The sequence below is a fragment of the Thalassospira xiamenensis M-5 = DSM 17429 genome (genome assembly GCF_000300235.2).
GTDB classification, from domain to species: domain Bacteria; phylum Pseudomonadota; class Alphaproteobacteria; order Rhodospirillales; family Thalassospiraceae; genus Thalassospira; species Thalassospira xiamenensis.
Genome location: NZ_CP004388.1, coordinates 936909 through 960450, shown reverse-complemented (window position 1 = coordinate 960450; position 23542 = coordinate 936909). Strand labels below are relative to the sequence as shown.

The 23542-nt window shown below is 54.8% G+C and carries 21 protein-coding genes; 16 read left to right on the top strand and 5 right to left on the bottom strand.

Features of this window, described 5'->3' with window-relative positions; genetic code table 11:
* The first annotated feature begins 38 nt into the window (after positions 1-38).
* A complete protein-coding gene (locus tag TH3_RS04400) occupies positions 39-764 on the top strand; it encodes a substrate-binding periplasmic protein (RefSeq protein ID WP_007090495.1) in 726 nt (241 codons plus the stop codon).
* Positions 765-847: 83 nt separating this feature from the next.
* Here TH3_RS04400 and TH3_RS04395 read toward each other — a convergent pair whose 3' ends face one another.
* Positions 848-3850, bottom strand: a complete 3003-nt coding sequence (locus tag TH3_RS04395) for a leucine--tRNA ligase (protein WP_007090496.1) — start codon at positions 3848-3850, stop codon at positions 848-850.
* Positions 3851-4236: 386 nt separating this feature from the next.
* On the opposite strand from TH3_RS04395, the gene TH3_RS04390 reads away from it, so the two are divergent.
* The gene (locus TH3_RS04390) at positions 4237-4911 is read left to right on the top strand and encodes a DUF5610 domain-containing protein (RefSeq protein WP_007090497.1); all 675 of its coding nucleotides are present in this window, start codon (positions 4237-4239) and stop codon (positions 4909-4911) included.
* Between the two features lie 68 nt (positions 4912-4979).
* Here the strand turns inward: TH3_RS04390 and TH3_RS04385 are convergent, their stop codons facing one another.
* Positions 4980-6374 (bottom strand): hypothetical protein, encoded by a 1395-nt coding sequence (locus TH3_RS04385; protein WP_007090498.1) that lies wholly within the window; start codon positions 6372-6374, stop codon positions 4980-4982.
* A 310-nt stretch (positions 6375-6684) separates the two neighbouring features.
* Between TH3_RS04385 and TH3_RS04380 the strand changes: the two genes are divergently transcribed.
* Positions 6685-7299 (top strand): superoxide dismutase family protein, encoded by a 615-nt coding sequence (locus TH3_RS04380; RefSeq protein WP_007090499.1) that lies wholly within the window; start codon positions 6685-6687, stop codon positions 7297-7299.
* Between the two features lie 41 nt (positions 7300-7340).
* Here TH3_RS04380 and TH3_RS04375 read toward each other — a convergent pair whose 3' ends face one another.
* On the bottom strand, positions 7341-8813 hold the full coding sequence (locus TH3_RS04375) for a hypothetical protein (protein ID WP_007090500.1): 1473 nt from the start codon (positions 8811-8813) through the stop codon (positions 7341-7343).
* Positions 8813-9607 carry a hypothetical protein gene (locus TH3_RS04370; RefSeq protein ID WP_139328250.1) on the bottom strand — a complete coding sequence of 265 codons (795 nt, stop codon included), beginning with the start codon at positions 9605-9607 and terminating at the stop codon, positions 8813-8815. The genes TH3_RS04375 and TH3_RS04370 overlap by 1 nt, the downstream gene beginning before the upstream one ends.
* A gap of 95 nt (positions 9608-9702) precedes the next feature.
* On the opposite strand from TH3_RS04370, the gene TH3_RS04365 reads away from it, so the two are divergent.
* The 8 genes from TH3_RS04365 (at position 9703) to TH3_RS22785 (ending at position 14236) form a co-directional block, all read left to right on the top strand.
* Positions 9703-10572, top strand: coding sequence for a class I SAM-dependent methyltransferase (locus TH3_RS04365; protein WP_007090502.1), 870 nt, complete (start codon positions 9703-9705; stop codon positions 10570-10572).
* Between the two features lie 126 nt (positions 10573-10698).
* Positions 10699-11424, top strand: a complete 726-nt coding sequence (gene queC / locus TH3_RS04360; RefSeq protein WP_007090503.1) for a 7-cyano-7-deazaguanine synthase QueC — start codon at positions 10699-10701, stop codon at positions 11422-11424.
* 123 nt (positions 11425-11547) lie between these two features.
* Positions 11548-11907, top strand: a complete 360-nt coding sequence (queD, locus tag TH3_RS04355; protein WP_233421838.1) for a 6-carboxytetrahydropterin synthase QueD — start codon at positions 11548-11550, stop codon at positions 11905-11907.
* Positions 11904-12671: a 7-carboxy-7-deazaguanine synthase QueE gene (queE, locus tag TH3_RS04350; RefSeq protein WP_007090505.1), complete on the top strand. Its 768-nt coding sequence runs from the start codon at positions 11904-11906 to the stop codon at positions 12669-12671. Before queD ends, queE begins: the two co-directional genes overlap by 4 nt.
* Positions 12672-12905: 234 nt before the next feature.
* Entirely contained in the window at positions 12906-13094 is a 189-nt protein-coding gene (locus tag TH3_RS04345) for a hypothetical protein (protein ID WP_007090506.1), read from the top strand.
* Between the two features lie 78 nt (positions 13095-13172).
* A complete protein-coding gene (locus TH3_RS04340; protein ID WP_007090507.1) occupies positions 13173-13592 on the top strand; it encodes a hypothetical protein in 420 nt (139 codons plus the stop codon).
* 4 nt (positions 13593-13596) lie between these two features.
* The gene (locus tag TH3_RS04335) at positions 13597-13821 is read left to right on the top strand and encodes a hypothetical protein (RefSeq protein ID WP_007090508.1); all 225 of its coding nucleotides are present in this window, start codon (positions 13597-13599) and stop codon (positions 13819-13821) included.
* A 235-nt stretch (positions 13822-14056) separates the two neighbouring features.
* Positions 14057-14236 carry a hypothetical protein gene (locus tag TH3_RS22785; RefSeq protein ID WP_149029987.1) on the top strand — a complete coding sequence of 60 codons (180 nt, stop codon included), beginning with the start codon at positions 14057-14059 and terminating at the stop codon, positions 14234-14236.
* 18 nt (positions 14237-14254) lie between these two features.
* On the opposite strand, the gene TH3_RS04325 is transcribed toward TH3_RS22785, so the two are convergent.
* On the bottom strand, positions 14255-15550 hold the full coding sequence (locus TH3_RS04325) for a helix-turn-helix domain-containing protein (protein WP_007090510.1): 1296 nt from the start codon (positions 15548-15550) through the stop codon (positions 14255-14257).
* A gap of 366 nt (positions 15551-15916) precedes the next feature.
* Between TH3_RS04325 and TH3_RS04320 the strand changes: the two genes are divergently transcribed.
* The 5 genes from TH3_RS04320 to TH3_RS04300 all read left to right on the top strand — a co-directional run bounded on the left by TH3_RS04320 (position 15917) and on the right by TH3_RS04300 (position 23487).
* Positions 15917-16519, top strand: coding sequence for a PadR family transcriptional regulator (locus tag TH3_RS04320; protein ID WP_007090511.1), 603 nt, complete (start codon positions 15917-15919; stop codon positions 16517-16519).
* Positions 16520-16638: 119 nt separating this feature from the next.
* Positions 16639-17832 (top strand): efflux RND transporter periplasmic adaptor subunit, encoded by a 1194-nt coding sequence (locus TH3_RS04315; RefSeq protein WP_007090512.1) that lies wholly within the window; start codon positions 16639-16641, stop codon positions 17830-17832.
* 29 nt (positions 17833-17861) lie between these two features.
* Positions 17862-21062, top strand: coding sequence for an efflux RND transporter permease subunit (locus TH3_RS04310; protein ID WP_007090513.1), 3201 nt, complete (start codon positions 17862-17864; stop codon positions 21060-21062).
* 297 nt (positions 21063-21359) lie between these two features.
* Positions 21360-22298, top strand: coding sequence for a transporter substrate-binding domain-containing protein (locus TH3_RS04305; RefSeq protein WP_007090514.1), 939 nt, complete (start codon positions 21360-21362; stop codon positions 22296-22298).
* 259 nt (positions 22299-22557) lie between these two features.
* Entirely contained in the window at positions 22558-23487 is a 930-nt protein-coding gene (locus tag TH3_RS04300; RefSeq protein ID WP_007090515.1) for a hypothetical protein, read from the top strand.
* Positions 23488-23542: the final 55 nt, after the last annotated feature.

Genomic DNA, 23542 nt, shown 5'->3' with positions numbered 1-23542 from the left:
CCACAGGCCGGGCAGGAGCTGCGCGCATAAGCGTTGTAATGCCTTACATCCCGATGATGGCCGAAAGTCCGGCGCGTGGGACATTCATTCGCATGTATCAAGAAGTGGCTGCGCGGACCGGCCAGAAAATCATCATTGATATTCTACCACCCCGCCGAGCGGTACAGTCCTTTGTTGCCGGCGAATACGATGCCTTGGGCGCCTTCCCGTCTCTTAGCAAATTACCGGTTTCGCTGGCATCCGTGCCGTATTACCTGCGCGAGAATCTAATTTTCTACAAACCGGGCCAATTTGGTCAGAACGCGATCACCTCACCCGACGGTCTGGCCGGATTGCGGGTCGGGCTTTCGGCCTATCATTATCCACCCGCCATCATCAATCGTCAGGATGTCGATTTCGAACGGGTTCCCAGCGACCATTCCTTGCTGAGCATGATTGCCAACAACCGGCTTGATGCTGCCATCATCGAGAGGTCTTCGGGGTTTCACATTCGCGATCAGCTCGGACTTGCCGGGGTTATCGATACTCTCGACATCCCGCTCACAACGGAAAATGTCTTTTCCCTGTTTCAGGCCAACCGCGAAGGTATTGAAAATCGCGCCATATTTAACCGGGCTGTTTACGACATGCTGTGTGACGGAACGCTGGCGGGAATTTTCGGACGAAGCGACGTTTTACCCGATATTTCCTTGCTCGAACGTGATCTGCCACCTGAAAGCTGGCGTAACGACTGCCTCCCCTCCCTTCCGGGTTCCACCCGCTAAACAGCCAACGATCCAGTATGCAAAACGGGGTGCGCCATAAATGACGCACCCCGTTTCATCATCATCGTCGATTAAGACTGGGCTTACCCCTTGACCACAATATTGATCAGTTTCGGGGTCGGCTTGGCGATATAGATCACCTTGACGATCTGCATCCCTTCAAGATGGCGGGCGACATTTTCATCGGTCTTTGCCATTGCCTCGACCGTTGCCTGATCGGCATCCGCCGCCACCATGATCGAGCCGCGTTTTTTGCCATTGACCTGAACCGGGACTTCAAATTCGTCGTCCTTGGCCTTTTCTGCATCAAATACCGGCCAGTCAAACTTGATCACCGATTTTTTGGAACCAAATTCGGCCTCTGCCATACGGCTCATAAGCTCTTCGCCCAGATGCGGCGCAAAGGGCGCGACCATCAGGGCAAGCGCACGAACATGATCGTCATGCACCGCATTCTGACGGGTCATGGCATTGGTCAGCTCGATCAATGCCGCAATCGCAGTATTCAGACGCAATTCAGCGATGTCGTTGGTCACCTTGGCGATGGTTTTATGCAAAAGCGTTTCGATTTTGCCATCGACGTCGCTTGTGCGTTCCATCTGGGTTGCGACCTTCCAGACATTGGACAGGAAACGCATCATGCCGACAATCGCATCGGACTGCCACGGTTTGGAGCTGTCAAGCGGCCCCATATACATCTCGTACGTCCGGAAGGTATCAATCGTATACTGATCGCAAATTTCTTCCGGCGGGATGCCGTTTTTATAGCGCTTGCCCATTTTGCCCGGAACGGTGATCAGTGCCTCGTCCGTCTTGGCATTGAACGGCTGCTTTTTGCCGTCAACATCACGCATTTCAACATCATGGATGTCGACATAAACGCCGCGCGCGTCGGTATAAGCATCGGCCGTGATCATGCCCTGGTTAAACAACTTCTGGAACGGTTCGGGTGTGGCGACATAGCCAAGATCAAAGAGCACCTTGTGCCAGAAACGCGAATACAACAGATGCAGCACCGCATGTTCCGCCCCGCCGACATAAAGGTCAACCGCGCCGGGCTTGGCATTGCCATTGTCATCGGTAGTATTGGCCCAATAGACCGCTGCCGCATCCGATGCAAAGGCCTGATCGTTTTGTGCGTCGAAATAACGCAGATAATACCAGCACGAACCGGCCCAGTTCGGCATCGAGTTCGCATCACGACGGAACGAACGCACTTCGTAATCTGCACCGGCATGGCTGTGGGTCGACCCCACCGCCGCATCCACCGGCAGGACCGAACCATCGGCAAGCACGATCCCGGTGACTTCCATCCATTCTTTGGCGCGCGCCAAAGGCGGTTCGGGTTCCGAATTCGGGTCCTCGTTCGATTGCGGCTTGAAATCGGTCATTTCCGGCAGGACGACGGGCAGGGCTGCCTCGGCCACGCCATGCACCTGTCCGGTTTGCTGATCAAACAGAACCGGGAACGGTTCACCCCAATAACGCTGACGCGAAAACAGCCAGTCGCGCAGTTTGTACTGCACCCGACCGCGGCCGATATTCTTGGCTTCCAGCCACTCAATGATTTTTGCCTTGGCATCCGGGGTCGAAAGCCCGTTCAGGCTGACCTCGTCATTGGCGGAATTGATCGTATCGCCGATATCGGTCTGCGCGATTTTGAAATCGCCCGGTGCGGTTTCATAGCGCGCCAGCAATGCCGCATCGTCAAGATCGGCCGCATCATCCGGTGCATTGGCCCGAAGCCAGCTTTCCGACGGTTTGGTAGTGGCGACAATCGGCAGGCCGAATTTATGGGCAAATTCGAAATCGCGCTGATCACCCGCCGGGACCGCCATGATCGCGCCGGTGCCATAGCCCATCAGGACATAATCGGCAATCCAGACCGGGATCTGCTGCCCATTGGCCGGGTTCGTGGCATAGGCCCCGATAAACACGCCGGTCTTTTCGCGGTTGGCTTCATCCTTGGATGATACCGGACCGGCCAGTTTGACCTTGGCGCGATAGGCAGCAACCGCATCCTTCTGATCGGCTGAGGTCAGCGCATCGACCAATGGATGTTCGGGTGCCAGCACCATATAGGTCGCGCCGAAAATCGTATCGGGCCGCGTGGTATAAACCGCGATCTTGTCCTTGCCGCCATCGGCCAATGCCACCGGGAAATTGACCCGCGCGCCGACGGAACGACCGATCCAGCCTTTCTGCATCTCGACAACGCCATTGGGCCAGTCAAGCCCTTCAAGGTCAGCAACCAGACGATCGGCATAATCGGTAATCCGCAACATCCACTGTTTCAGCGGGCGCTTGTAAACCGGGTAATCGCCGCGTTCGGATTTACCTTCGTTGGTGACTTCCTCGTTCGACAGGACCGTACCCAGCATCGGGCACCAGTTGACAGGAACTTCATCGACATAGGCCAGACGCCCGCGATCAATCGCGCGGTCGATCTCTTTGCCTTCTGCCTTCGTGCCCTCGCCAATCAGCGATTTCGGTTGTGGCACACTGTCCTCGTCCAACAGCCATTCCCCGCTTTCAAGGAGCCCGCGAAGCTCCGCAATCGGGCGGGCCCGCCCGGTGATGGTCTGCCCCTGCGGGCCTTTCCATTCGACGGTCGGGTCATAGAAGCTGTTGAAAAGCTGAAGGAAAATCCACTGCGTCCATTTGTAATAATCGACATCGGTCGAGGCAAAGCGACGATGCGGATCATGGCCAAGGCCGATCACCTGCAACTGGCGCAGCATGTTTTCGATATTGGCTTCGGTGGTGATGCGCGGATGCTGGCCGGTCTGGATCGCGAACTGTTCGGCTGGCAGGCCAAACGCATCAAATCCCATGGAATGCAGCACGTTAAAGCCGCGCATGCGCTCGAACCGTGCCTTGACGTCGGTTGCGATATAACCCAACGGATGACCGATATGAAGGCCGACACCGCTTGGATAGGGAAACATATCGAGGATGACTTTTTTCTTTTTGGCGGCGTCGAAATCGGCATCGCCCGGATTGGGGGTACGATAGGTATCGTTTTCCCGCCAGTAATCCTGCCAGCGCTTTTCAAATTCGCGCGCACTTTCCTGATAGTTCGCCACCGTCAAACAGCTCCTAAGCTCAAAATACCGGATGCGGAGTAAACCTCGACACGATCCGGATCATCAATTCTGATTAACCAAACCCTGTTCAATAATCGGGCTTGGCCCCTGTTGCAATATCAGAGTGCAGGATAACCGCCACAACCGGCCCGGATGCAAGCCCGAAAACCCGCGTATCACGCATGGCGGGTTTGCACATCGCCCAACCGAACCTATATAACTGGCTATGGCCTTTTCGCCCTGATTGTGCCATATTAACTGCACGTAAAGACTTCCGGCGCGCGATCCGTACCAAGAAGGTGCCCGCGCAGGCCATCAGGAAATCACCGTGTATCAAGCCCGATCAAGGACTTATACACCTACAACCCGCGTCCAGGGAGGACGGCATGGATATCACCATCGGCGGACTGACATCGCAGGCAGCAAACGGCTCAAGCCGCAGCGCGCAGTCTTACCTGCCCGGTAATGACGACTCGAAATCCGGGTCGAACAATTCTATTGCCTCCGCCTTCGCCAGCGCGACCTCGGTTTCGCTCTCCTCTGAGTCAGGTAATCTTCTTTCGGCCGATCAGATCGTTTCGGCGATCAATGAAAGCCTGTCTTCGACCGGCCTGTCGATCCAGGGCGTCGATCCCACCGATTACACCCCCGAAGCGGTTGCTGATCGCATTCTGGCCCGGGTCGGTGATCTGATCGCCTCGAACGCCAGCAGTCCCGAAGAAGCCCGCGAGATTTTCGATCAGGCCAGCGAGGGCATCGCCAAGGGTCTGGAACAGGCCCGCGACTTCCTTGACGGTCTTGGCGCGCTCAATGACACGATCAATGGCAATATCAACGAAACCGAAGACCGCCTGAATGAAGGCCTGAAATCCATCGAAGCCCGCCTGACCGAACTGTTTGAAAGCAGCCCGGCCAAGGAAGCGGCCGATACAACACCGGAACGCGATGAGCAGGTGCTCCAGTCGCAGATCACCCAGACCGCACAGGCAAGTCAGGCCTATGCCGAGGCCGGCACCAATGCACAACGCAACGCACCGCGTTACGGCACTTCCGCGATCTGATCTTCGCGATCACAGCCTCACCCATCCAAACCGGCAGGCACATCCCCTGCCGGTTTTGTTTTGCGCCCTCACATCCCCGCCGCCCCCGGCCCGTCATCGCCGCCAACGCGAAACAGCTTCCGGCCGGCATCCTGTATCTTGTTAAACGCATCCTCGGCCATGAAGCCCGAGACAAACGCCATGAAGGTCACAAGGAACGCGCTGATTTCGATATTGCCTGATCCGTCCGGGCCGCCTTGGGTGACCATCAGCATCCCGGCCTCGGTAAACAGGAAAATCGCGATGGCGGCCGCAATCCCCTCCCCCGTCATCACCATCAGGTGGCCTGCGGCGGCAAAGCCGGTTTCGGGTGCCACCACCGCCACCTCTGCTACCTCTGCCCCATCCTCATCCCTGTCCGCCACATTCGCCCCCCCAACCCGGCGATAGCGACGCGTAAAGCTTACGACGGAGCCAAGGCCGCCCGCCGCCACCGTCACCAAAAGCGTCAGGACAATGCCAGGCATCTGAAGCAGAAGCGACAATACCCCGCCAAGCGGCTGCTGAAACAGGGCGACCAGCGACCGTCGCCCGCCCTCATCTGTCGCATCCTCGTCCGCCCAAAGGGCGGCATGTTCTTCTCTAAGGTCGGCAAGCTCCGCACTCAGGCTGGCGCGCAGCCGGTCGGCCTGCTCCTGTTCGGCGGTGATATTGGCCCAGGCCACCTGGGCGCGCGCCGCCTTCTCGCCAAAGCTCATCACCGCATTTTTGATCGCCTCAATCCGGCTGCGGATATCGGTCGCAAAGCCCTCGTTTACCCCCGGGGCCAATGCCATCTGCGACAGGGCATTATCCAGGTTGGCAATCACCTCCTTGCCCTCGTCGGTGCGCGCAGTGTCGGGCGATGGTCGCCCGTCCTCGGCACTGAAATCGCTTTGCGCCAGAAAGGCGAACGCCTGATTAAGCGCTCCAAGATAAGCCTTGCGAAAGTCCGGGTCGAACCTGCCCGGTTGTTCGGCCACCACCGCCCCCAATCCGGCATAAAGATCAAACGCCGCCCGCCACGCGGCAATCGCATCCTGACGCAGGGCCAATCCGTGCCGGGCGGCGGCAAGGGCGCTTGCGTCAAGCATCCTGATTTCGGTGCGCATCGCATGGATGTCGCCCTTAAGCTGCGCCTCGTGATAGCCCTGAAACACCAGCCGCTCCAGATCGCCGGGCGAGCTTAGCTCAAGCTCGCGGCTCAGAAGCTCACGCTGGATATCGGCGGTAAATCCGGCGAACAGGGTCACGACAAACCCGACATACAAAACCACCACCAACCCGATCAGCATGACAGAGCCCAAAATCGCCGCCCCGCTTGCATATAAAACCCGGCCAAACAGCACACGCCGGATCAGATCGCCCCATTCAAATCTACCGGGGCTTATATTGCCCTTCCGTGCCCCATCACCCGAAGATCGCCGGTCGTTCTCCTCTGTCATGGTCTGTGCCCTGCACCCCGCCTGATTGCGCCGTGATCACGACGCGACGCGCCGCCTCAAACCTGACGCCGCCAGACCCTCCCTTGTGACAGGTGCACATGCCTCCCACAAAATCGCCCCAAACCCCGCCAACACTTAAAAACAACCAAAGATTCTAAGGAACAAAACCCGGCCATACCGGTTTTAGGAAGACAGGTTTTCAAAAACGACCCAAACCGGCACACGGCACAGACAGATCGACACGCCCCCAAACGGCACCGCGCCGCCCAAAGCCACCAATAGAAACGCCCGCAACAGCAGAGGATTTCCCATGTTCCATCGCGAAAACATCTGCCGCCCCAAATCAAACGCCACCGCTAACCCCGCCCCCATCTCCGCCAATGATACCCGCCGCATGGCGCTCGCGACCGCCGCCACGGCGGCACTGTTTGCCCTTGGTGCGGCGATGGCACTTCTGCCCGGCCATGCCAAGGCGGGCGAGGAAGCCCAGTCACGCTTTATCAATACAAGTGGTGCGGAAATCGGGACGCTGACGGTCAACGGCGTGCCGGATGCCGCGATCCTAAAGATCGCACTTACCGACCTCCCGCCCGGTCAGTGGGTGGCGTTTCATATCCATGAAAACGGCGAATGCGATGCGCAGGGCGGCTTTAAATCCGCCGGCGGCCATTTCAACCCGATGAACAAATCCCACGGCCACGAATTTGCCGACGGCCCGCATGCGGGCGACATGATGAACCAGTATGTCAATGACAAGGGCGCGCTTTACGCCCAAATCCTCAATAACGCCGTGCGCTTTGAAGATGGCACCGGCGAAACCGACATCCACGGCAAGACCGTGATCATCCATGCCGGAGCCGACGACTATAAATCCCAGCCGTCAGGCGATGCGGGAGATAGGATTTCTTGTGCGGTGATTGAGTGAATCAGAAAGGAACCAATTGGCTAAAATCCAATTGGTCTCTTTTATTTTAACGAGGCAATTGCAATCATGGGCTGCCGAAAATAGTCAAAATCATCTTCAAGTTCGTTATTTGACAACCATTCCGATGCGTGATGCGCCAATTTCTGCCGACTAAACTGCGCGCTACCTTCCATACGAATAAGAACAGAAGGAACACTTTCATTCGGCACTATTCCGGCGTCAAGGGCCACTTCTGTAGTGTGAATAAGTAAATCGGATTTTGATCGTGCTCGATTTAAAATTTCCCAGACTTGCTTCCATTTCGATTTTGCAACGGGAGCTTGCACTAACAAATTAAAGAACGTTGCGTCAAATCGATCACGGTCGATTCCGAGCGAAATCAATTGCTCCACAATGTGGCACCAGATGCTTTTTGCTTCCACAGACTTTAAGAAATCCAACATTACTTCGTTGACACCAGCATCCGTTCTTGATTTTTTTAGTAGTGGTAGTAGTACACCATTCCAATAGAATTTATTTTTCCCGTAACGTTGCCCCTCAACGAAAGCAACTTCACAAAGGTCTTTGTCAACCAAATCACTATTTCTTGTCAGCTTTTTCCAAACAGATACCCAACCAGCAATATTGCGAATTTTCCCACCGGATCGCACGGAAGACATAAGAAACTTAGAACCATAAACTTCAAGCTCTTCCCGCTCTGATCTGTCTTGCGGACAGAAGAACCAAACCGTCAACCACATTCGTATCCAGCCGATAGCATTGGTATCATTTTCAGCAAACCATTCCATCGCACACAGGAGAGTTTTCTCAAATGCTGGCGCATATCCAAACAATTCTTTGTATATCGGAACAACACCTTCAGAGAACCTGCCCAGACGTAACCACCATACGCCCAACGCCGACATTCCCTCAGGATTAAAGCCTTCACTCCAAAGCTCCAGCCAAAGTGTCATCCAGTTACGCGCACGTGGATTATTCCAAAGAAAATCATATCTATCAGAGGTTGATAGACCTTTTTCCTCTTCTGCACTATTCTTAGGTATGGTTTCTAATTTAAGACCATTAATTCCTATTTTCTTCTCTTGCCCCACCCAGAAATCAGCCATTTCTCCGGAGCCAATTATATCTTTCACTTCATCGATAGATTTATCTCTATTCTCAACATCCCCTAGGAATGAAAAAACCTCTGAGTTTGAGATTGGCTCCCCATGTTCGGCGAAATCGACTTCCTTCAGCTTCTCACAGACCTCCGCGTAGCTCCCATACACCAAATCACCAGAGACTGTTCTAAAACAAAAAATCCCGTAATCCCCAGTCTCTTTCCAGATTTCAGAAATTGGAACCTGCGACAGATTATATTTACTTCCTTCAATTTGAAAAAAAGATGTAATCACACCTTTCTCATTCAAAAAGTGAGAATAGTATCCATTACTTGAATTTGCTGAGAAAATCGGAACCAAAAAACCTGGGGCATCTTCAACAAAGGATAAGAAGCAAGACAGGCGAAAATTCATCAAAAAATCCCCATACCCTGATAAATATCATCCACCTTAGAGTATATATTTCCGTATATATTATCCAAATTTAACGAATATGTTTTGTATGTTATAATTTTTGATTTCCAAACATCTTTGATTATCCCCACAAGCTCATCATCCAAAAGATATTGATGCGGGAAAATAACAGCGATGGGAGATTTAATTTTTAAATCTACATCCTCTTGACTCTGAACTTCGATTGTAAATCTTCGGTCGTCTATCCCATACAATGATTTATCGCTTGCCAACCGATGCAGCGCACTCAACTCAGCGTCCCGTGGACCTACAGAATATTCCGCCACAAATCTTTGTTGCTCTTTTGCTTCAAGCATAAAGTATTTCAAAGGACTCTCAAAAAATGCACCTATAATTTTACTCGGATAAGACCTATCGTTACCTGCCATAAAGTTTTCTATTTCTATATTTTTTATGTAATCTGGATACATCCCCTTACTGAAGGCACCTGAGTCAAAAGGAAATATTCTTTTGATATCTCCGATACTTTCAAATTCAAAAATGAAGCAAGAAGGGAACTCCCAGTGAGCCCCTTCAACTCCTTGGGCTATATATTTATAAGACGGCCTTCCAACAAAAAAATAGTTCAGCTTATCATTCAAAAAAACGTCGCATTGTCCCGCAGAAATAATATTTCTTTCTGAGATTTTGCCTAGATTGTAAGAGCGAGTTGTATGGGCTAATGGTAAGTGAGTTCCTTCAACAACAGAGTTTCTAGACAAAAAACTCTCAAGTATACTTGGCCCTGCCGTCATACCTTTACCCTCACCCAATATCAAAAATTACAACTCCACTTTAACTTGCACAAACAATATTAAGCAACTCTAATGCCAATCGAACAGAAGATGGAATGAATAAAAGCGATAACGACAAAGACATCTGGCACCACTTATCATCAGACTGGCTAAACTGGGCGGATCAACTCGCGCCCGCAGCACAGAAGATCAACCGGCATCTGATCGACGCACTCGATCTGCCGACTTTGGCGCGTGCCGCCGACGAGCGTGGATTGACCGTGCTTGATATGGCGTCCGGGGTTGGGGAACCGGCCTTCGGGATTGCGCGGATGCTGGCTGGTGAGGATGGGGCAGGCCTGCACGGCCATGTGATCGCATCCGACATCGTGCCGGGCATGTGTGCCGGGTTGGCCGAACGCGCCGGGGAGGAGGGGATTGGCAATCTGTCGGTGGTTGCCGCCGACATGGAAAAGCTGCCCTTTGGCGCGGGCACGATGGATGCGATTTCGTGCCGATTTGGCGTGATGTTCTGCCATGATCCCGATGCCGCGCTTGGCGAGGCCAACCGGGTGTTGCGTACCGGTGGCCGGGCGGCTTTCATGTTATGGGCGCCGCTGGTCGATAATCCGTTATTTGCCGCCATCGACACCGTTCTGGGCAATATCCTTGGCACCGGTTTTGCCGATACCGGGCTTGACCTGTTTGGTTTTGCCGATCCCACGTCAACGACTGCGCGCATGGCCCGCGCCGGGTTTGGCGATATCACAATCACCACCCACAATCCCGCCGGGCGCATCCCGGAACGCGCGGCATTCTGGAAGCCGCAGATGGAAATGCTGTTTGGTCCGCAATTACGCGTCGCCACGGATGCGGAACGCGGGGCGATTGACGCCGCGATGTTCGAAGCGCTCCGTCCTTATGTCACGAACGGGCATTTTCAGGTTCCGATTTGTTTTCATGTACTTGCCGGGGTTAAGGGGTAAGAACACCCCCAAAAGCGGCGTTTTTCCCTTGATTTCCAAAAATCTTCGTGTCAAACCGCGCGCCTTGGAAGGGATGTTTCCTTCCCCTGTCGTAGCACCAGGTTAAAAACACGAAAGACATGACATATGAAGACGATTGTCGTCTGCTCTGGCGGGCTGGATTCCGTTACGCTGGCCCATAAAGTCGCGGCCGAGCATAAACTGCATTCCCTGATTTCGTTTGATTATGGCCAACGCCATAAAAAGGAACTGGATTACGCCGCGCGTGCCGCACGCGATCTTGGCGTCAAACATCACATTGTCGATCTGACGCCGGTTGGTGCACTCCTGACCGGGTCGTCATTGACATCTGATGATATCGATGTGCCCGACGGCCATTATGCCGAAGAGACCATGCGCATCACCGTGGTGCCCAACCGCAATGCCATCATGCTTGCGGTTGCGTTCGGGGCTGCGGCGTCGGCCGGGGCGGATGCCGTTGCCGCCGCGGTTCATGGCGGGGATCATTTCATCTATCCCGATTGCCGTCCCGATTTCATCAAATCGTTCCAGACCATGCAGAACCACGCCCTTGAAGGTGTGCGCGACGTGTCGCTTTACACACCGTTCCTTCACGGGTCGAAGGCTGATATCGCCGCAGAGGCCGGGCGTCTTGGCGTTCCGATTGATCGCACATGGTCCTGTTACAAGGGGGGGGAAACCCATTGCGGGCGATGCGGTACCTGTGTCGAGCGGCGCGAGGCGCTTGAGCTTGCCCGTGTGCCCGATCCGACGGTTTATGTCGATCGCGATTACTGGAAACAGGCACGGGCCGAACATATGGCGCGTAGCCTTGGGGATTCCGGGAACTAAGTGGATGCCCGACTGTGTGGGAGTCCATATCCCCCCCACACAACCGACTTAGCCAGACAAAACCAACCGGCCGCAAACCCTCCGCCGCATCGCGGGCACGGGCGCGCCGTATCGAAAGCCATTATGATGTTCACCATCACCAAACAATTCGCCTTTTCCGCCAGCCACCAGTTGGCCGGGCTTGATGCCGATCACCCTTGCGCGCGCCTGCACGGGCATAATTACATTGTCGAGGTAGAGCTCCGCGGTGCGGAGCTTGATGCGCGCGGCTTTGTCCGCGATTACCGCGAACTCGCCCCGCTCAAGAAAATGATCGATGACGAGTTTGATCACCGCCATCTGAACGAGGTCCTTGGCCATGATCACGCCACTGCCGAACGGCTTGCCCTGTTCTTTTACGACTGGGCGCATGACCGCTGGCCCGAAGTCAGCGCGGTGCGGGTGTCTGAGACCCCGAAAACATGGGCGGAATACCGACCATGAGCGGGACGGAACTGGCTCTGGCACCTGATAAAATCCGCATATCGGAAATTTTCGGGCCGACCGTACAGGGCGAAGGTGCGCTGATCGGCATGCCGACGGTGTTTGTCCGCACCGGAGGATGTGATTTTCGCTGTTCATGGTGTGACACGCTTTACGCCGTCGATCCGGCCTTTCGCGCCGACTGGAAACCGAATACGGCGGCCGAGGTCATGGATCGGGTTCGCACCCTTTCGGGTGGCAAGCCGATCCTTGTCACCCTTTCGGGCGGTAACCCGGCGATCCAGCCCCTAGGCGGCCTGATCGCGCTTGGCAAACGCAATGGTTTTACCTTTGCCATCGAAACACAGGGCAGCATCGCGCGTGACTGGTTTGCCGATCTTGATTACCTGACACTCAGCCCTAAACCGCCAAGCAGCAGCACCGATTTCGACCCCGATGCCCTTGCCGCCTGCATCACCGCGGCGCAAGCCAATGGCGTGCTTGACGGCCCGGCGATTACGCTTAAATTCCCGATCCGCGACGATGCCGATCTGATGTTTGCCGACCATGTCCGCAAACGCCATCCCGATATCCCGGTCTGCCTGCAACCGGTCAACATCACCCCCGCCGAACCGCACCCGGACGGCCTTAACGGCGTTGATATAGACGGCCTTACGGAACGCTACCGCTGGCTGGTTGATCAGGTGTCAGAACGCGGCTGGTTTAACATCCGCGTCCTGCCGCAATGGCACGTCCATGTCTGGGGCAACCTGCGCGGGGTGTGATTCTCCGCTGCCCCTTGCACGGCAAAGCCCGCGCCACATTCGCTATGCGGGCATATATTTATGAAAAATAAACCATAAATTGAAAATAAATCATCCTGCAGACGACAAGCAATATCAGATAATTAGCCGGTTTTCCGAGGCGTTGCGGCCGCCCGCGATTTGCTTTTGCGCGCCATTCTGACCATTTCTAATAGGGAGGTCTATTTTGCCCTCCTGAACAGAAAGCAGGACAAAATGTCTTTTCGCAGCTTTTCACTGAACCATGTGAAGTCCGGGAAGCAAAAGCCCGCAGAACCGCTGGAAGGCCGCCCGGTCGATACGCCGGTGGCCCTGCCGGAACATTCGCCGCTTGAAGGTCCGCCAACCGTCAAACAGGCAGAAAATCCGGTCGCTAACCCCGCGCCATCCGCGCCACCGCAATAACCGGTTTCACAAACAGGCGGGGGGATTGCCCCCTCCGTCGGTTTTGGTTCCTGTGTCGAAGGCGCAAGGAGCTTGATCATGACCATCACCCGCAACACGCATCGGACCGTCACCTTTTTCCATCCGTTCCGGCTGGAAGGGTATGACGAGCTGTTTCAGGCCGGCACTTACGAGGTCGAAACCCTTGAAGAACTTGATCTGATGGCCGCGACGCGCAGCTATAAAAAAGTTCAGAGCAACCTGCATGTCTGGTCACGCGATGGCAAAACGACCTTTGAACGCGTGCTGGTTCTTGATCCCGTCATTCTTGATAGCGCCCTGGTCCTGGATGCCGATCCCCTGCGCGAGGAAGAACGCGCCCGGATGATCGGCACAACTGGCAAAGAGGACGACCACGGCGACGAAGATGACGCAGGGGAAGACGATCCCCCCGGCCATGCGACCACCGGTCCCGGCCCTGCCTTCCGTCCCTCCCAACCCGATCACAGGACGCCATGAAATCATGCAGATCAGGATCGAGTTTTTCCGCGTGCATGACGGCTCTGACGCCCGTGCACGGTTAAACCGGATTGACTGCGTCACCCCCGATATCGAGGCCGCGATTGCGCAGGCCGAAGACCTTTTGAAAGGGGCGGGCATGCCGCAAAAACCAGATGCCTTTGCCCTGTTTGATGATTTGGGGAACGAGCTTTATCAGGCACGTTTCACCCCGACCAATCCACGATAGCCCCTTTGATATCGCCTGATCCCGCGCGCCCGCAAAAAAAGGAGCCATCAATGTCCTTCAAGATGATCGAGTTTATGAAAATGGCCGTCGGGTCGCTTTCATTTCTGACCGTGACGGTATTCCTGTTCTGGACCATTCTGGGCTAGGGTCCGGTCATCACCAGAAAAAGCATCATAAGGCCGCCGATCCGAAAGGTCCGCTTGCGGATATGCTGCACATTCCGAAGGCCATCATCATGGCCATCGATGACGTTTGTGACGATGCCCTTTCGGGCAACCGTGCTTCGGCCATTATTACTATCGCTGGGTTTGGTACTGGTATTATGGCTGGTCTTCGTGCTGGGCTTGAAAAGGTTTCTTTGATGGTTGCTTTGATGGTTTCTGGGGCGGATCATGTCGGCAGGTTCCTGTTGTGAAATCCTGCCGACCCTGCCCTATTGTGCGACGTCCGGCGTCCGGCCCTGCTCATCCGGCCCTGCCGGCCCAGCAGGTGTCAGTCCGGACGGCCTGTTTTCTGCCGCTGCTCGCGCATTTGCCCGCACCGCACTTGGCGTATCCCCGGTCAGTTTCTTGAACGCCAGATTAAAGGTCGATTTCGAATTGAAACCAACACTGAGCGCCACATCAAGGATGGTCCGCTCCGGCTCGGCAATCAGCACCGCACGCGCTTCCTCAATCCTGGCCCCATTGACATAATCAAAGAAATTCTGCCCGACATGATGGTTTAAAACATAGGATAACTGATTGGGCGAAAGCCCCACCGCACGGGCGAGTTTTGGCAGCGAAACCAAAGGATCCAGCAGCAAATCACCGCGTTTACGGATATCGTCAAGCCGCCTGAGCGCGGATGCCACACCGTCACCGTCAAGCAGCGGCCGCGAGATCGGCTCCGCGTCGCCCCCCCTTGCAGAAGACGCAGCAGGAGCCACCGAAACAACAGCACTGTTTGCCGAACCTTGTACTGGCTGGGTCAGGTCCTCTTCATCCACCTCGCCTTCACCCGGCCAATCGGGCATGACAAACAAAACCGGCTGGGTCGCGATTTCATAACTGAGAGCGAACAGCAGCAGCACAAATGCTACCCCGGTTCCCGACATCGCCAGGTCTTCAACAAAGAAAAATGCGGCAATCTTACCGATCAGGGCCGTCAGGAAGATCAGGCTGACACCACCAAGAATGACACCCATCCAGCGGCGCATCGCGTTGCGATCCACGCCGAGCTGTTCCTGTGCCTGACGGAAATACCGATGCGCCACCTTCCAGATCAGCAAAACATAAGTTCCCGCCTGCGCGAAAATCGCAAACCAGCAGAAACTGCTGATGGCGGCAGGAACAGTAAAACTATGTTGAAAATCATCGGAAATGGGCATGCCATTGGTGATCGACCATGCCATGAGATTCAGGACCACCCCAGCCAACACAAAATGCACCCAAGGCTGGCGTGACGGCACGCCCGAAACTTCGCGGAAGTAAAGATAAACAGCAGGGGCAATCAGGAAATTGGCCGGAATAAATATCATTTCGACAACCTGATAGCCTTGCTGCGAAAAGAAAACCTCTGCGACATCTTCGAACAGGTTGAACGCCACAGCGGCAAGGAAAAGCATCATCCAGCGATTGGCACGAAGCGCACGCGCACCTTCGGACCGCAACAGCAGACAAAGGAATGCTGCCTGCGCGATGCCAGCGACAGCCACAAACAGATCAAGATAGTCATATATATCGTTCATAAACGCGCTTTATCCCGTTTGATCGGTGCCCGGCATTGTCCCCTTACCGGGGTGAGGAAATGTCGTCCTATATCGTTTCAATATGCACGAACAAACACAATCGGCGTCCGACGATGCACAACCGGACGCCCGGCCGGACAAATTAAGCCAGTTTGTTTCAACGATAAGCGCGGTTAACCCCAGCCAAATCAAAACACTCGCCCGATTTTGTAACAAACCACCCGTATCAGTCGTCATTAAACCGAAACGTGCAATAAATTGACTATATCAGTCCGATATACTAAGAATCGATATATATCGAAATGATATAGTTGTTCCTACATCTTCCCCCGCCGGAACGATGATCGGATCGAGACGCATAACAGGATGGATACCGAACAGAATATGGATGTACGCACATTGTGCCTTGGCGCCCTGATGGGTGGTGAAGCAACCGGATACGAGATACGCAAAATGTTTGAAGATGGCACTTTCAGCCATTTCCAGATCGCGTCTCTGGGTTCGATCTATCCGGCGCTGACCAAGCTGACCCAGGACGGGATGGTGACCTTTGTCGAACGCGAACAGGAAAATCGCCCCGACAAAAAGGTTTACCAACTGACCAGCGAAGGCCGCCGAACGTTTCTGCGCACATTGTTGCAAACCCGCCCGGGCGAGGATCGTTACCGGTCCGATATTCTGTTCATGCTGACCTTTGCCGAGGAACTGCCCATCGAGCTGACCGAGGCATTGATCGATGAATTCGCCGCCCGCCACGAAATGATGAAATTCGATATCGATCCGGACAATCCGCAAAAGGATAAATGTCCGCTTACCCATGGCCGCGATGAAGACGGACAGCCGACCCCGGGTTGCCGTTTCGTCGCCGGACTTGGGCAGGCAATGTGCGAGGCGACACTGAAATTCATCCGCGAAAACAAATCAGGTTTGATCGAGGAATTGCGAACCCGCAAAGACAGGAAAGCCTGATCCGCCGACAACAATAACAACAGAACCAAGAATAACAAGAACCGCAAGGTTCACCACAAAGCGCCACTTTATCAAGTGCCATACGCATTCCGTTTGGGCATATCTGAGGGAATAGAACCATGAATGCTTCACGCCTTATCGCCATCGTACTTGCCGTCGGGGCGGTACTTTGGGTTGGGTCCGGATTACTAAGCGGGGACGATTCCGCCGAAACAGGGCCGACGTCAGTGGTCGAGAACGCAGACGGTGCGCAAGTCGCGAAAAATGGCGATGCGCCTGTGCCGACCACGTCACCTTCGGCCGGGCATGCCCCACATGCATCGGTCCGTGTCAGAACCAGCGAAGCCGTCGAACATGTCGATGTCCTGCGTATTTCCGGACGCACCGAAGCCGTGGTTTCCGTTGAAATCCGTGCCCAGATCGATGCCATGGTCGAAGAAATCGGCGCAATCAAGGGCCAGCGCGTGAAAAAGGGTGATCTTCTGGTCAAGCTGGCGGTTAAAGACCGTGCCGCGCGCGTGGAAAAGGCGCGTGCCCTTGTAGCCCAGCGCGAACTTGAAAACAGTGCGGCCAAAAGCCTTGCCGAAAAGAATTACCGTTCGAAAACCGGTGTCGCAGAAACCAAGGCCCTGCTGGAAGAAGCGCGGGCGGACCTGAAACTGGCACAGATCGAACTGAACCATACCGAAATTCGCGCCCCGTTTGACGGCGTGGTGGAAAACCGCCCGGCTGAAATCGGTGATCTTCTGTCGGTAAACGATCCGGTCGCGACCCTGATCCAGGCCGACCCGATGCTGGTGGTTGCCCATGTCCCCGAACATTCGATCGGCAGCGTTCAGACAGGCCAGTTGGCGCATATCACCCTGTTTGATGGGCGCGAGGCCGATGGTGTCGTGCGCTATGTGTCGCAGGCATCGGACAATTCGACACGTACCTATCGGGTCGAAGTCGAAATAGATAATACCGACCTTGGCATCCCCGATGGCATGACATCCGAATTGCAAATTCCAATCGGCACCAAAATGGCGCATCGCGTTGCCCCGTCGGTCCTGACGCTGAATGACGAAGGTCAGGTCGGCGTGCGCGTCATTGTCGATGACAACAAGGTTGCGTTTTACCCGATCGAACTTCAGGGAGGAAACCGAGATGGCATCTGGATTGGCGGCCTTCCGGAAAAGATCGACCTGATCGTGGTCGGCCATGACTGGGTCAAGGAAGGCGCAACGGTCGAAGTCAGCCGGATTGAAACCGGCGATACCCCCGAAGGTTTGCAAAACATGGCCCCCGCCCCCAAGGAAACGGTCGCGCGTTAAGCGTGGCATGAGGAACCGGAGACAGAAACATGTCCCTCATTGATATTGCGCTTGACCGTTCGCGCACCGTTATCCTGACCCTGATCCTGCTGTTGGCAGCCGGTTGGGTGGGTTACAACGCGATCCCCAAGGAAGCCGACCCGGATGTGCAGATCCCGGTCCTTTATGTGTCGATGCATCATGACGGCATTTCGCCCGAAGATGCCGAACGGCTTTTGCTACGTCCGATGGAACAGGAACTTCGCACCATCGAAGGTGTGAAGGAAATGACGTCACAATCCTATCAGGACGGCGCCTCGGTCACGCTTGAATTCTATTCCGATGTTGATATCGACGACGCCCTTGCCGATGTGCGCGAACGCGTCGACATTGCCAAGTCAGAATTGCCCACCGATACCGACGATCCCGAAGTTCACGAGGTCAACCTGTCGCTATTCCCGGTTCTGGTTGTCACCCTTGCCGGTGATGTGCCTGAACGGACCTTGCTGCGTCTGGCACGCGACCTGAAAGACAATATCGAAGGTATACCCGCGGTTCTCGAAGCCAATCTTGCCGGCAACCGCGAAGAACTGGTCGAGTTTGTCATCGATCCGATGAAAGTGGAAAGCTATCGCCTGAACGGAGTTGATATCGTATCGCTGGTGCGCAATTCGAACGCGCTGGTGGCCGCGGGGGCCATCGATACCGGATCGGGCCGCTTCAACATCAAGGTTCCCGGCCTGTTTGAAACAGTCAATGACATCCTTGACATGCCGCTTATCGTTGACGGGGATTCGGTGATCCATTTCCGCGATATCGGCGAAGTCCGCCGGACCTTCAAGGATGCCGAAAGCTTTGCCCGTCTGAACGGCCAATCGGCCATCGCGATCGAGGTTTCCAAACGTGTTGGCGAAAACATCATTGATGTGATTGACCACATAAAGTCGGTCACCGCCGAAGCGGCTCAATCCTTCCCACCCAATATCACGGTCAGCTATTCGCAGGATAAATCATCAGATATCCGCACCATGCTGACCGACCTTCAGAACAGTGTTATCCTTGCGATCCTGCTAGTCATGGTGGTGGTGATCTGGTCGCTGGGCTGGCGGTCGGGGCTTCTGGTGGGCCTTGCCATTCCGGGTTCCTTCCTGACAGCAATCCTTGTGCTTTGGGCACTGGGCATGACGGTCAATATCGTGGTTCTGTTCAGTCTGATCCTGGCGGTCGGGATGCTGGTGGATGGCGCGATCGTGGTTACCGAATATGCCGATCGCAAGATGCTTGATGGATTGCCGCGCAAGCAGGCCTATCCGCTAGCAGCCAAACGCATGGCGATGCCGATCATTGCATCGACGGCAACAACCCTTGCCGCCTTCCTGCCACTGGCATTCTGGCCCGATATCGTCGGCGAATTCATGAAATTCCTGCCGATCACGGTTCTGTTTACCCTGTCCGCGTCGCTTGTAATGGCGCTGATCTTTGTGCCCACGGTTGGCGCATGGTTTGGCAAGCCCGGCTCTGCCTCAAGCGAGGCATTGGACGCGGTTGCCGCGGGCCGGATGGATCGTTTGCGCGATCTTAAGGGCGGAACAGGTTTTTATGTCCGTCTGCTTAAAGGCTCGTTGCGGTTCCACTGGCTGGTTGTACCGATGGCATTTGTCATCCTGATCGGGGTTTGGGCGGCATTTGGTATATTTGGTCGCGGGGTGGAGTTCTTCCCGGCGGTCGAGCCCGAAGTCGCCGCCGTTCAGGTCCGCGCACGCGGCAATATGTCCTATTACGAACAGGATGCGTTGTTAAAGGAAGTTGAGGATCGCATTCTTGGCCTTGACGCCAAGCATGAAGGCGAACACTGGTTCGATACCGTCTATGCCCGTTCCGGCCGCAGTGCAAGCAGCGGCGGCAACGACACCCCCGAAGACGTGATCGGTGTCATCCAGCTTGAATATGCCGACTGGCAGAAACGCCCGAAGGCGACCGAGATCGAACATCGCATCCTTGAAGAAACCGCCGATCTGGCTGGCTTGCAGATCGAAATTCGTGCCGCCGAAGCAGGCCCCCCGCAAGGCAAGGATATCCAGATTCAGCTGCGGTCGCTTTATCCCGATGCACTTGATGAAACCGCGACCAAAATCATGACCGGATTGCAGGAGATGGGCGGTCTTTACAATTTCGAAGACGGCAAATCGCCTCCGGGAATTGACTGGGAATACACGGTTGACCGTGCGCAGGCCTTGAAATTCGGGGCGGACATCAACCAGATCGGCAATGTGATCAAGCTGGTGACCAACGGGATCAATTTTTCAACCTATCGCCCGGATGATTCGACCGAGGAAATCGACATTGTCGGTCGTTACCCGGCCGAACACAGGTCCCTTGAAGAACTGCAAAGCCTTCAGATCGTGACCGACAAGGGGCTGGTGCCGCTGGCCAACTTCGTCAAACGCACCGCAAAACCCAAAACCGGGACATTGTCACGCGTTGACAGCCGCCGCGCCCTGACCGTCAAGGCCGACGTTGCCGAAGGCATCCTGGTCGACACCAAGGTGCAGGAGGTCAAGGCATGGATGAAAAACCTTGATATCGATCCGCGCGTTTCGGTCGAATTCAAGGGGCAGGATGAAGAGCAGCAAAAGTCGGCAGACTTCCTGAAAAATGCCTTCTCGGTTGCGCTGTTCATCATGTTTGTCATTCTGGTCACCCAGTTCAACAGCATCTCAAGTTCGCTTCTGATCATGGTGGCAATCATCATGTCAACGGCGGGTGTTTTCCTGGGGCTGATGATCACGGGACAAGCGTTTTCCATCGTTATGAACGGGATCGGGGTTGTGGCACTGGCCGGGATCGTGGTGAACAACAATATCGTTCTGATCGATACTTTCGACCGGCTCAAACACAGTGCGGACAGTATCGAAACCGCGATTCTGCAAACCGGGGCACAGCGTTTGCGACCTGTGATGTTGACCACAGTTACCACGATCCTTGGTCTGGTACCGATGGTGTTACAGATCAATATCGACTTTGCCGAACGTTCCATGTCGATTGGTGCCCCTTCGACCCAGTGGTGGGTGCAACTTTCGACATCCATCGCGTTTGGTCTGGCCTTTGCCACCGTGCTGACACTGGTCTTTACCCCCTGCGCACTGATGATGCGCCACAAGGCGGGGATCGGCTGGCGGAAGCTAAAGGCACGGATGGCGGATAAATTTGGCAAGGGCGGCACGCCACAATCTGCCGACCATAGGTCATAATCCCGACCACGCCAGACATAACAGTAAAAACCGCGCGACATTCCCCCCGACCCCGCCGCGCGGTTTGACCGGCCCCCAGCTACGCACCGGGGGCCGGTCGCTTTTTTTTGGGGGGTACACCATAAAATCCAGAGCGTCAGGACATAGTTCGATGGAGCACTCACCGCATTTCACAACCGCCCCAAGTGATAGGATAAATCCTTCGTTCGGATAGGACTCCTTACATAATTTGATAATGAGTTGGGTACTATCCTGACGACAAAACAATAACGATCCTTGTAAACTCGGGAACTGAACATGGGATTGCGGATGAAGTTCCGGCTTGGATGTGGTGCAATTTCCGGCCTGACTGGGCTTTTAGCCCTGCCCTTTATGGCAGCAACGGCCAATGCCGATGTGCCAGGCACACTGATCTGGACAGTGCCGCCATTTGCGCCCGCCTTCATCTCCGAAGATGGTAAACTGACGGGATATGCCGCCGATACCCAGAACTGGTTTATTTCGCGACTGGGGGATTATCAGCACAGAATTCAGGAAGTCCCCTTGGCACGGCTTCTGGCAGAAATGCGTGATAGCAGCAACCCGGAAAACGAGCACAACAATGCCCGATGCAGTACCACCCTGATCCCGAATGACGAACGCCGCAACTATATCAGCTTTGCCAAAACCATTCTTTTGCACTTGCCGATTTCAGTCGTTATCCGCGCCGGGGACGAGCAGAATTTCAAACCGTTCATGGATGAAGATGGTCATATTCAGCTTGCACAGTTGATGGCAAACCGGGAGATGGCCACCGCCCTTCGGATCGGGCGCTCCTACGGGGCGCTGATTGACAATTATGTCGAACGATATCGCAAAGCCCCGCAAATCATGCCGGTGGCCGACGACAGCAAACTTTTAAGGTTGCTGGCAATGGGGCGGATCGACTGGATATTCTATTTTCCGTCCGAAGCTGAATTTTACCGCCGCGATGTCACACCACACCAGCAGATCAAATCATTGCCAATCCGCGGTAACACCAATCTGCTGGAAGCCACAATCGGTTGCGCCAAAACACCAGTCGGACAACAGGCCATCACCCGGATCAACCAGATTGTCGATGCCAATCCTGATATGCCTTGGACAAATTTCTATGCCGCGTGGCTTTCCCCCCAGGACCGCGAATGGTTCCTTTCGGCCCGCGCGCAATACATTGATCCCAAACAGTTCGAAGCGTTACTGCAACCAACCAAATAGCATCAGCGTCGTGTTAGCCGGTGACAGAATGCGCACACATCCTATCCTAAAGTGACCGACATGACATGAAGGGGGCTGGAAAAACCATGCACATTCCGATCATCAAAACCCCCAAAAACCGGAAATTATTCCATAACAATGGGATTTATGGCGCAATTTTCTGTCGTATGGCTATTGATCCTCACCACCAACCCACCACCTTTGGATAAGCACAAATCGAAACATCGAACCGCGCATCTTGGCGATCGGAAGACTTGGCATGGGCAGACGACTTTTCAGTTCTCTGATGATTGCAGGATTATTGGCATTGCTGGCCTTGAAGCCATCGGGCGTGATGGCGCAGGACGTGCGGCCATCACCCCCTGAAACCAAAACCGATATCGTTTGGGCGATTGATGCAGACATGCCGGGCTTCATCAAGGTCGAAGACCGCTTGAATGGTTATGGCGCGCAGATGCTGGACTGGTTTATCGAGCGTATGCCCGAATATCATCATTTGATGAAAATCCTGCCACGCCGCAGTGCATATGACGCCATGCGCATGACCGACGATACCGGCCAGACGGTCTGTATTCCCGGAACGCAAAATACCCCGGAAAGGGCGCGCGAATTCATCCTGAGCAACACCGTCGCCCCCCTTCTGCCGTTGTCGGTTGTCGTCCCCGACAGCGCGCTGGTGTCATTCAAGCCCTATATGTTCGGGGACGGCACGATTGACCTTGAAGCCCTGCTGGGAGACACGTCGCGCTATACCGCGCTGGCTAAATCGCGGTCTTATGGACCCGATATTGATCGCATCCTGGCAGAGGCGATTGATTCCCCCAATGTTCTGCGCACCGACAATCAATCAAGTTTTCCTCTGATGCTGGAAATGGGGAGGATCGACTGGATGCTGGCCTTTCCGGTGGAAATCGAGTTCCATCGCCGGGCACAGGGCAAAGCATCCGATACGGTTGCACTGCCTATCGGGGGAATGCCGCGATTGCTTGATCTTGCCATTGCGTGCAACCGGTCATCAACCGGGATCGGTGCGATCACCAAGATCAATGACATCCTTGCCAGCAATCCTGACATGCCGTGGCTTGAATATTATGTCGATTATCTCGGTCACGCCGACCGTGCCCGTTTCAACGAAACACTGCGTGATTTCAAAACAACGCGTGATGTCCCTGCATCCGCGATGCAATGACATCCGTAAAACAAAACAGGCACCGTAAAAACGGTGCCTGGGAAAGTCTTGATCG